This window comes from Hyphomicrobium sp. DY-1, assembly GCF_047497105.1.
Classification (GTDB): Bacteria; Pseudomonadota; Alphaproteobacteria; order Rhizobiales; family Hyphomicrobiaceae; genus Hyphomicrobium_B.
The window spans coordinates 4,694,289-4,705,035 of the sequence record NZ_CP134870.1; the positions used below are offsets into that span (position 1 = coordinate 4,694,289).

9 protein-coding genes are annotated in these 10,747 nt (G+C 60.6%); 5 read left to right on the forward strand and 4 right to left on the reverse strand.

The genetic code is table 11. The features are described from left to right. Window positions 1-37: 37 nt before the first annotated feature. Window positions 38-832, reverse strand: a complete 795-nt coding sequence (locus RLW41_RS22935; protein ID WP_414463017.1) for an SDR family NAD(P)-dependent oxidoreductase — start codon at window positions 830-832, stop codon at window positions 38-40. A gap of 323 nt (window positions 833-1,155) precedes the next feature. Between RLW41_RS22935 and RLW41_RS22940 the strand changes: the two genes are divergently transcribed. After that, on the forward strand, window positions 1,156-1,665 hold the full coding sequence (locus RLW41_RS22940) for a CYTH domain-containing protein (protein ID WP_013948131.1): 510 nt from the start codon (window positions 1,156-1,158) through the stop codon (window positions 1,663-1,665). A gap of 39 nt (window positions 1,666-1,704) precedes the next feature. Here RLW41_RS22940 and RLW41_RS22945 read toward each other — a convergent pair whose 3' ends face one another. Further along, a complete protein-coding gene (locus RLW41_RS22945; protein ID WP_414463018.1) occupies window positions 1,705-2,754 on the reverse strand; it encodes a L,D-transpeptidase in 1,050 nt (349 codons plus the stop codon). Between the two features lie 202 nt (window positions 2,755-2,956). After that, on the reverse strand, window positions 2,957-3,232 hold the full coding sequence (locus RLW41_RS22950) for a metal-sensitive transcriptional regulator (protein WP_409560334.1): 276 nt from the start codon (window positions 3,230-3,232) through the stop codon (window positions 2,957-2,959). Between the two features lie 75 nt (window positions 3,233-3,307). On the opposite strand from RLW41_RS22950, the gene RLW41_RS22955 reads away from it, so the two are divergent. Then, complete coding sequence (locus tag RLW41_RS22955; RefSeq protein WP_414463019.1) at window positions 3,308-5,755, forward strand: heavy metal translocating P-type ATPase; 2,448 nt, start codon at window positions 3,308-3,310, stop codon at window positions 5,753-5,755. A gap of 33 nt (window positions 5,756-5,788) precedes the next feature. Then, complete coding sequence (locus tag RLW41_RS22960) at window positions 5,789-6,163, forward strand: DoxX family protein (protein WP_414463020.1); 375 nt, start codon at window positions 5,789-5,791, stop codon at window positions 6,161-6,163. Between the two features lie 11 nt (window positions 6,164-6,174). Here RLW41_RS22960 and RLW41_RS22965 read toward each other — a convergent pair whose 3' ends face one another. After that, the gene (locus RLW41_RS22965; protein WP_414463021.1) at window positions 6,175-7,479 is read right to left on the reverse strand and encodes an MFS transporter; all 1,305 of its coding nucleotides are present in this window, start codon (window positions 7,477-7,479) and stop codon (window positions 6,175-6,177) included. Between the two features lie 233 nt (window positions 7,480-7,712). Here RLW41_RS22965 and RLW41_RS22970 point away from each other — a divergent pair, with 233 nt between their 5' ends. Then, complete coding sequence (locus tag RLW41_RS22970; protein WP_414463022.1) at window positions 7,713-9,530, forward strand: hypothetical protein; 1,818 nt, start codon at window positions 7,713-7,715, stop codon at window positions 9,528-9,530. A gap of 152 nt (window positions 9,531-9,682) precedes the next feature. After that, entirely contained in the window at window positions 9,683-10,696 is a 1,014-nt protein-coding gene (locus RLW41_RS22975) for an aldo/keto reductase (protein WP_414463023.1), read from the forward strand. Window positions 10,697-10,747: the final 51 nt, after the last annotated feature.

Here is a 10,747-nt window from a genome sequence, read left to right on the forward strand (position 1 = left end):
GCTCCTCGGCATGACGCGTCGAGGAGGCCGGCCGCGGTCAGCCGATGGTTCTAAGAATGCCACCTTCAACCCGGAGCGCTGCGCCGTTGGTGGCGGAGGCTTCTTTGGACGCCGCGTACACAACCATGTTGGCGACTTCTTCAACGCTCGCGAACCGCTGAATGAGTGAGGTCGGGCGGTGTTCTTTCACGAAAGTGGCGGCCATCTCGTCCGTGCTCTTGCCTGCAGCTTCGGCCATCGACTTCAAGAAGTCATCGACACCTTCGGAAAGCGTCGGCCCCGGCAAGACGGAATTGACGGTGACGTTGGTTCCGGCCGTCAGTTGAGCGACGCCCTGGGCAATCGAGAGCTGCGCGGTCTTGGTGAACCCATAATGGATCATCTCGACGGGAATGTTCACCGCTGACTCCGACGAGATGAAGATCACTCGGCCCCAGTTGCGCTCAAGCATACCCTTCAGGTAGCCGCGGGTCAGGCGCACGCCGGACATCACGTTCGTCTCGAAGAAGCGCATCCAATCGGCGTCCGGAATATCGAAGAAGGGCTTCGGCTCGAAGATGCCGGCATTGTTGATCAGGATATCGACCGACGGCACCGCCTTGATCAAGGCATCGCAGCCTGCTGCGGTAGCGACGTCGGCAGCGACACCCGTGACAGCCGCAGCGTTGCATGCCTTGTGCACGGCGGCGATGCCCTTATCGACCGTCTCCTGCTTGCGGCCATTGATCACCACTTTGGCGCCGGCCTGAGCCAAACTTTTCGCGATGGCCAGTCCGATACCGGCCGTCGAGCCAGTTACGAGGGCGGTCTTGTCGGTCAAATCGATTTTCATGGGCCGGTTCCGGTTTGGAGGGTTGATGTGCCTTAGATCGGATTTTCCGAACAATATGCAAGAGTAATGTTTTCGTCGCGCCTCTCTTGGCCTGGATCAATGGCAATCGGAGCGCGCGGACCTAATTGCTACGTTGCGACGGCGGGAGAGTTCCGCCCGGTCGCGAACTCCCGCCGGCTCGGTCCCAACAGGTCGTCGCATGCGGTTCCAACAATTCGTACTGCTCCGGAAAGCAAGCAGCAACATTCCGGCCGTCAGAACGAGCTACAGTCTGTGCGACGCGTCGCAGTTCTTCGTTTGCGGCGCGGACGACGGGAGGGCGAATGGCACTCGAAATCGAACGAAAATTTCTGATCCATGACGCCTCCTGGAGAGAGGCGGTGACGGGTTCTGAACGCATTCTGCAGGGCTATTTCGCGCGCACGCCGCTGCTCCGAGCCCGCATTCGCATCTACGGTGACAAGGGCTACATCACGCTCAAGAGCGAACCGGGCATGCTGGTCCGGCATGAATACGAATATGAGATTCCGAAAGCCGACGCTGTCGAGATGATCAAGCAGTTCAGCGTCGAGCCGATCATCAGCAAGATGCGCTATGATGTGCCCTATGGCGGCGTCGTATGGAGTGTCGACGTCTTCGAAGGCGCGAACAAAGGGCTGGTGCTTGCCGAAGCCGAACTCAAAAGCCCGGATCAGGCGCTGGCGTTGCCGCAGTGGGCCGGGCGCGAAGTGACCAACGACCGCCGCTACGGCAATTCCAACCTCGCACGCTATCCGTTCATCACTTGGGACAAGAACGGCAATCCGCCGCCGGAGAAAGACGACGATGCATAGGCGCTGCGATGCCCTTGGCCCCGCACACGTGGCATTGCGTCAATGCCAACCATTATAAGGGTCCCAGCCATCGTCCTCGGCTTGGCGTTCCGACTGACGATTGATGATGTGCGGCGATTGCGGGCTCGTTTTCGGCGCAGCCGCAGAGGTCTTCACCGACGTCCGCTCAGCCGGCTTCGACCGCGACTTCTCTGCGGCAGCCACGCGGCCGCTCAGTGAGCGCACGATCGTCACCTCGGTTCCCACATGCACGAGAGACGCAAGATGCAGCACGTTCGCGTTCATCATCCGGAAGCAACCTGACGACATCGCCTTGCCGATCGACTTCGGCTCGTTGGTGCCGTGGATGCGATACAGCGTGTTACCGAGATAGATTGCCTTGGCGCCGAGCGGATTGCCGATACCGCCGAGCATGCGCACGGGAAGTCCCGGCTGGCGCTGGCGCATTTCTGCGGGCGGATACCAATCCGGCCAATCAGCAATGCGGGACACTTTTTCCTTACCGGTCCAGGCAAAACCCTGACGGCCGACGCCGATCGAATAGGCGTAAGCCGTGTGCGTGTTGAGCACGTAGTAGAGTTTGCGCGCGCTGGTATCGATGACGATGGAGCCCGGCGCGTACGGCGCGTTGAAGGCCACCTTCGGCGGCGCCACAGGACGAATGTAAGGCCGTGATCCGCCGCTGACGCCCTGCGACCTGCTTAACCGCTCTTCTTCTTCGCGAGAGGGCGCTGCGTCCCACGCACCATCATCGTCGCGATCGTATCCATATTTATCATAGCCGTCGCTGCCGTAGACCCGCCGCCCCGGATAGGGCGCGTAATAGCCGCCGTCGCGGTTGCCGTTGTAGCGGGGATCGTAGCGGCGCGGATCGCTGTCGGGATCGCCGTAGCGATTATCGGCGCGCGGGCCGTCTTGCTGATCGAAGTAGCGATCGTCACCCTGCGGTTCGTCGTAGCCATACTGGGAATAGCCCTGCACGGGTGCGCCACGTGGGTCATTCCATTGTTGCCACTGCTGGGCTGAGGCCAGGGTCGACGAACCGGCTAACGCCGACACGCCGACGATCGACAGAATGATTGCTTTCATTGAATCCCGCGCATTCTTTGATTTACCCGTAGGGCAGTCATGGCTGAACAGATCGGAACGCCATTTCCGTCGTTCAATATGTGATGCCTGAAGTCGTCATCGGCGTGGCAAATCAATGGCATCGACGCATGGGCGGTATTTCAAATTGTAACGAAGAAACGCTCAATATTGATAAAAGCCGATTTTCCTTGTCCGACGAAGTTCAGCGCGAAGAGCGGGCCAACACATCCATTAATTCTGCCACCTTACGACGCTGCTCGGCCGAGTTGCCGCTGGCGATTGCGTGCTCGACGCAATGTGCGACGTGATCTTTCAGAACTTCCTCTTCGAGACGGCGAAGGGCGGCGCGAACGGCCGAGATCTGCGTGACGACGTCGATGCAATACCGGTCATCCTCGACCATCTTGGCGATGCCACGCACCTGCCCCTCGATCCGGCTCAGGCGTTTCAAGCACGCGGTTTTTGTCTGTTTCTGCATGCCTTGACGTATACCCTATGGGGGTATATCTGTCAAACGATACCCTAGGCGGGTACGCGGACTCAAGGATGCGGAATGATGGCGGCAGGTAAACCGACCGACGGACACGATCACAGTGGCCAGAACGGGCATAGCTGCTGCTCGCATCAGACCGCGAAAGACGGCGCGACTGCTGAGGCGCACGATCACGCCCATCATGATCATTCGGGTCATAGTCACGGCGTGGCCGCGCACAAGGCGAAGGATCCCGTGTGCGGCATGAGCGTTGATCCCGCTACGGCGAAGCACCGCGCCGAGCATGGGGGACAGACTTACTATTTCTGTTCCGCCGGATGCCGGACGAAGTTTCTCGCCGAGCCTGCGAAATATCTGAAACCCGCCGAAGCGCGCACTGAGAACGTTCCCGCTGGCACGATCTACACCTGCCCGATGCATCCGCAAATCCGCCAGGTCGGGCCGGGCTCGTGTCCGATTTGCGGCATGGCGCTCGAACCCGAGATCGTATCGGCCGAGGCTCAGCCGAATCCTGAGCTTGAAGACATGACGCGGCGTCTGTGGATTGGCCTTGCGCTGGCGCTGCCAGTGTTCGTGCTCGAAATGGGCGGACACATCTTCGATCTGCACCACCTCATCAGCCCAACGGTTTCGAATTGGGTGCAGCTCGTGCTCGCCACGCCCGTCGTGCTGTGGGCGGGCTTTCCGTTCTTTGAGCGCGGCTGGAAATCGATCCAGACTGGCAACCTCAACATGTTCACACTGATCGCGCTCGGAACGGGCGTGGCGTGGGTCTACAGCATTGTCGCGACGCTGGCGCCGAGCTTGTTTCCAGAAAGCCTACGCGGCATGGATGGCGCAGCGCCCGTCTATTTCGAAGCGGCTGCGGTCATTACGGTGCTGGTTCTCATCGGCCAAGTTCTTGAGCTTCGCGCTCGTGACCAGACGAGCAGCGCCATCCGATCGCTGCTCAATCTTGCTCCCAAGACAGCGCGGCGCATCAAGGCCGACGATTCCGAAGAAGAAGTGCAAGTCGAGACCATCGTCGTCGGCGACAAACTGCGCGTGCGTCCCGGTGAAAGCATACCGGTCGACAGCGAAGTCATCGATGGCAAAAGCAACGTCGATGAATCGATGGTTACCGGCGAGTCCATGCCCGTCAGCAAAACGGCCGGTGCGAAGGTGATCGGCGGCACGATCAACGGCTCGGGCGCGCTCGTCATTCGCGCCGAAAAGGTCGGCCGCGATACGATGCTCGCGCGCATCGTCCAGATGGTGGCGGATGCACAGCGCAGCCGCGCGCCGATCCAGCGATTGGCCGATGAGGTTGCAAGCTGGTTCGTGCCGCTGGTCTTAGGCGTCGCAGTATTGGCGTTCATCGCGTGGATGGCGTTCGGTCCAGAGCCGCGGTTTTCATACGCTCTCATCGCAGCGGTCTCAGTGCTGATTATCGCATGCCCCTGCGCGCTTGGTCTTGCAACGCCAATGTCGATCATGGTCGGCGTCGGACGCGGTGCGCGCGCGGGCGTTCTGATCAAGAACGCCGAAGCGCTGGAGCGGATGGAAAAGATCGACACGCTCGTCGTCGACAAGACCGGCACGCTGACTGAAGGCAAGCCGAAGGTTACCGCGATCCGCACCACGTCCGGTGTTGACGAAGCCGAGCTTTTGAAGCTCGCGGCAAGTCTTGAACAGGCGAGTGAGCATCCGCTCGGCGCCGCCGTCGTCGCTGCCGCACGCGAACGCAATATCGCGCTTTCGCCGGTCAGCGACTTTGTAGCACCGTCGGGCAAGGGCGTCAGCGGTACCATCGACGGCCGCGCCGTCGTTATCGGCAACAGGAAGATCATCGACGAAGCGGGCATCTCGACGTCGTCACTCGATGCAGACGCGGAAAAGCTGCGCGCCGACGGTGCGACCGCGGTCTACGTCGCGGTCGATGGGCAGGCAGCGGGTATCATTGCGGTCGCCGATCCCATCAAGGCGACGACGGCATCGGCGCTTAAAAAACTCAAAGCCAGCGGTATTCATGTCGTCATGCTGACGGGCGACAATACCACGACGGCGAAGGCTGTCGCCGGCAAGCTCGGCATCGACGACGTCAAGGCGGATGTGCTGCCGGAAGACAAGGCGCGCATCGTCAACGAATACAAAAGTCGCGGCCACGCCGTTGCGATGGCGGGCGACGGCGTCAACGACGCCCCTGCTCTCGCCGCCGCCGACGTCGGCATCGCGATGGGAACGGGCACCGACGTCGCGATCGAAAGCGCGGGCGTTACGCTGCTCAAAGGCGACCTTGGAGGCATCGCGAAAGCGCGTCGGCTGTCCGAAGCCACGATGTCGAACATCCGGCAAAACCTGTTCTTCGCTTTCATCTATAACGCCGCGGGCGTACCGATTGCGGCAGGCGTGCTCTATCCGGTCTTTGGTTTGCTGCTATCGCCCATCATCGCGGCTGCAGCGATGGCGATGTCATCCGTCAGCGTGATCGGAAATGCGCTGCGTTTGCGGGCCATTGATATAGAGTAGGCTCAGCGGGAAAAGATTCGGGGGATCGAGAGAATGCTCAGCCTCAGCGCGTTTCTTTTGGGGCTTGGCCGCGTGCTGCTCGGCGGATTTTTTGTCTACGCGGGCGTGCATCACTTCTTCATCATGCCGCCACTGACCGCCATGGTTGCTGCGCGCGGCATCCCCTACCCTCGCCTCGTCCTGATCGTCGGCTCTCTCTTCCAGATTGTTGCCGGCGCGCTTTTCGTTCTCAATATCTTCACGGCCGCCGCTGCGTTCGGCTTGATCGTGTTCACGATCGCCGCTTCGGTCATGCTGCTCAACTTCTGGAACATGGATGAACCGATGCGGCAGACCGCCAAGACCGCATGGCAAACGAACGCCGCCATTGTCGGCGGATTATTGATCGCTGCGGCTTACGCCGTCTGATTATTTACACCTTACGTTGTTGCTTTGGCATCGAGCATTGCGGGCGCACTCTCCGGTTTCTTTAGCGACAGAATGAGCAGCGACGCGGCGAGGCACGCAATTCCCGCGGCAAAGAACGCCGGCAGATAGGTTGCGAACTCGGTGCGCGTCAGCCCTGCTCCATATGCCGCCGTCGCTGCGCCGATCTGATGGCCGGCGAAGATCCAGCCGAAGATGACGTTGGTTTTTTCAGGCCCGAAATAGCGCGTCGTCAGCTTGACCGTGGGCGGCACGGTCGCGATCCAATCGAGGCCGTAGAACATCGCGAAAAGCGACAGACCGTAAAATGTGAAGTCGGTGTACGGCAGATAAAGCAGCGATAGCCCGCGCAGGCCGTAATACCAGAAGAGCAGCCAGCGGTTGTCGAAACGATCCGATAGCCAGCCCGAGCCGATGGTGCCGAAGAAATCGAAGACGCCCATCATCGCGAGCACGCTCGCCGCCGCGACGGATGCGAGGCCGTAATCGCCGCACAGCGCGATGAAATGCGTCTGGATCAGCCCGGTCGTGCTCACGCCGCAGATGAAGAACGTGCCGAACAGCACCCAGAATGCTCCGCTTGTGGAGACCTCTTTCAGGACCAACAATGGCGTCAGCAACAGCGCAGCAAAATTCTCAGTGTGCGGCGGCGTGGGAACGATGTCCTTCGCACCGTAAGGTGGCAGGCCGACATCCGCGGGGCGGTCGCGCATCAAGAGCCAGACGACGATGGCAGCAACGGCGATCACCGCGCAGATGAACGCGACGGAGAGACGCCATCCGTAAAGCGCCGTGAGCTTGGCGAGCAGCGGCAGAAAGACCAGCTGGCCGGTTGCCGTGCTGGCAGACAGCATGCCCATCACTAGGCCGCGCCGCTCGGAGAACCAGCGTGTCGCGACCGTGGCGCCGAGCACCATCGCCGTCAGTCCCGTTCCAAATCCGACGCCGACGCCCCACAGCAGAACGAGTTGCCAGAGGCTGGTCATCGCCAACGACGCGGCGAGCACGGCGGCGACGATGACGAGCGCCGTCAGCACCATGCGGCGAATGCCGAAGCGGTTCATGAACGCGGCCGCGAATGGCCCCATCAGCCCAAAAAGGATGAAACGAATGGCCAACGCCGATGAGATCTCCGACGTCTTCCAGCCGAATTCCTTTTCGAGCGGGACGATGAACACGCCCGGCGCACCCACGGCGCCTGCCGTCACGAGCATGGTGAGGAATGCCGCGGCGGCAACGGCCCAGCCGTAGTGGATGTTTTTTCGCGCCATCGTTGCGGCGAGCGCCGAAGAGATCATGAAGGCCCCAAAACCGTATTCGCGTTTAACACATGCCAAGGGTTTTATATTATGTTCATAATAAAAATCCAGCGCGACGCCGCCGCGTGCCATAGCGGGCAACCCGGGAACAGGATTTCATTAAGGAAATCATTAACTTCAAACTGCGCAAATGCGCCTCCTTGCGGCCTCATGCATCGGCATTCTACCACTGGCATGGACTGCGGGGATAAGTTGGCCGTCACCAGATTTGCATGACAGTCCTGAGGCGAAAGCAATCGACGATGATACGCCAGCGGCTTCTGTTTCTCGGACTGCTGATCTGGGCGCTCGCGATGATCCTGCCGGATTTCGCGCGCGTGGTTCGCCCTCTCGGATCGTTCGGTTTTTATGCCGACAGTGACGGGCTGATCTATGACGTTGCCGGTCCGTTCAATGCCCTCGAGAACTCCCCCGCCTGGAAAGCCGGTGTGCGCGAGGGCGACAGGCTCGATTTTTCGAAAATGCGATGTATTCCATACGATCGCGACGTGTGTGCCGCGACGATCTCAGCGGTCGGCGGCAACGAATATGTCCTTCCTGGCGTACAGGCGACGTTCGAGCTGCTGCCCAATGGCGCGGAACCGGCACGTCAGGTGCACTTGATGGCGCTGCCCCGGCCCTCAAACTGGCTCGTGCGCTTCGTGCTGATGCTCGAGCAAATCGCCGGCATCGCGGTCATCCTCGGCGCCGGGTGGCTGGTGTGGACGAAGCCCGGCCCTATGAGCTGGGGCTTTTTCCTGTACGCCATCTGGTTCAATCCCGGCCAAGCCTACGAATTCTATGCCCACTTGCAGCGCTGGCCGATCGTGCTGATGGCGCAGAACGCTCTGGGTTGCATTGCTCAGGCTGCGGGATACGTCGGCCTGCTGATCTTCGTGATGCGAGCGCCGACCGATACGCTGCAGCCGCAATGGGCGCGCGCGGAACGCCTGATGCCATGGCTCGGCGCCGTTATTGCCGTGGCGCTCATGGCGTCCTACGGCAGCTCGTTCGGATTCCATACTGAATTGCTCAGTCGCGTCACAATCTTGTTCGGTATCCTCGTCAGTGTGGCGGCCGTTGCGATCCTGCTGATGCGGCGGCAGACGCTGTCGCCCAAGGACAACCAGCGCCTGCGGTGGGTGATGTGGGGATGCCTGATCGGACTTCCGGCGTTTGTCATCGCCGATCTCAACGAATACACGACGCTGCTGACCGACTGGGACGGGCTGTTTCTGCCGGAAGATGTCGCCGGGCTGCTCTATCTGACCAACGGCGTGCTTTGCCTGTTCGTAGTCGAAGCCGTGCGGCGGCAGCGCGTCGTCAACGTTGCGATACCGCTCAGGCGCGTGACCGTGCTTGCGCTCATTACGAGTTTGCCGGCTCTCCTCTTGCACGAGCAGGCCGAGCATCTGCATGAGCTTGTCGAGCTTCCGAGCTGGACGTGGCTTCTCGTCGGCGCGATCATTCTGTTTGTCATCGGACGGCTGCACGAATGGGCCGTCGAGCTCGCCGACGATTTTTTTAATCGCTCGCTCGATCGGGCCGGGGAGATTCTCGACGAAGCCATATTGGAGGCCAAAACCGGAGACGAGATCGACCGAATTTTATCCAGCCGCGCCAGCAATATTCTCAGGCTGTCATCAGCGGTGACGTTCCGCCGGACCGAAAGCGGTTTTCGCCGCTACGAAAACGGCACAGGCTGGACCGGCGATATCTCGGATCTTCGTCTCAACGATGACAATCTCGGCGCGCTGCTGAAGGGCGAGCCGTGCGTCATCAACGAGGCGGTGGCAAAGGACGCGTCATTTCCTGGCGATCTCGATATGCCGATCCTGGCGATTCCGGCGACGAGCCGCGTGCATTGTTATGCCATCACGTTCTATGGCCCGCACGAGTCCGGCACGGCGATCGACGGCAACGAACGACGGATGCTGCAGAACCTCGGGCGACACGCGGCCGACGCCTACGCTCGCATCGAGAACGACGAACTACGCAAAACCATCACGGATCTTAGATATCAAGTCGAGATGCGCGGCGCCCTGGCCTAGGGGGCGCGCATCTTCGCGCGCTCTTATTACGTTCCGACAGGCTGCCTGCCATCTCAACGAGCGCTTAATGCCATCGGAGTTTTGTATTGGAAGCTTCTTCGTCGCGTCGCCATGTTTAAGCGCAGTGTAGCCGGCGAAATGAGGAGCATGTCATGGAACAGATCGCTATCGGCAAGTCCGGCATCACGACGTCTCGGGTAGGTCTTGGAACCTGGGCCATCGGCGGATGGATGTGGGGCGGCAGCGAAGAACGCGAGTCCATCGCGACAATCCAATCGGCCGTCGAGCGCGGCATTACGCTGATCGACACCGCGCCGGTCTATGGTTTCGGCCAGTCCGAAGAAATCGTCGGCAAAGCGCTCGCAGAAGGCGGACTGCGCGATAAAGTACAGATCGCAACGAAAGTCGGGCTCGCTTGGAAGGACGGTAAGGTCTATCGGGACTCCTCACCGGCACGCATTCGTCAGGAAATCGAGGACTCGCTGCGCCGTCTACGAACGGACGTCATCGACCTTTATCAAGTCCACTGGCCCGATCTCGACACGCCATTTGAAGAGACGGCGCGCACGCTGGAAGATTTGCGGCGTGCTGGCAAAATACGCGCGATCGGGGTCAGCAATTATTCTCCGGCGCAAATGGAGCAGTTTCGCCGTGCTGCGGCGCTCGATGCGGTGCAGCCGCCCTACAATCTGTTCGAGCGCGAGATCGAGGCCGACGTTCTTCCCTATGCCAAGAAAGTCGGTCTTACGGTGCTCAGCTATGGCGCCTTATGCCGAGGGCTGCTCAGCGGGCGCATGACCGCCGCGACGACGTTTAGCGGCGATGATCTGCGTAAAGCCGATCCGAAGTTCCAGGCCCCGCGCTTCGCACAATACCTTGCTGCAATCGAAAAGCTGCAAGCTCTGGCGCAGAACCGCTTCGGCAAATCCGTGCTCGCGCTTGCTGTCCGCTGGGTCCTTGACCAGGGGCCCACGATTGCGCTGTGGGGCGCGCGCCATCCCGGTCAGCTCGATCCGGTGGCCGAAGTCGATGGCTGGCATATCGACGACGGCAGCAAGCGTGAAATAAATTCGATTTTGGAAGCCTGCATCAGCGATCCGGTTTCTCCTGAGTTCATGGCGCCGCCGGAAAAGCGGCCACAATTCGCGCAGGCCCGGTCAAGCTGAGATGGCAGCGTGCCGCAATTTTTACTCGGTCGACGAGATATGTGAGGAAGT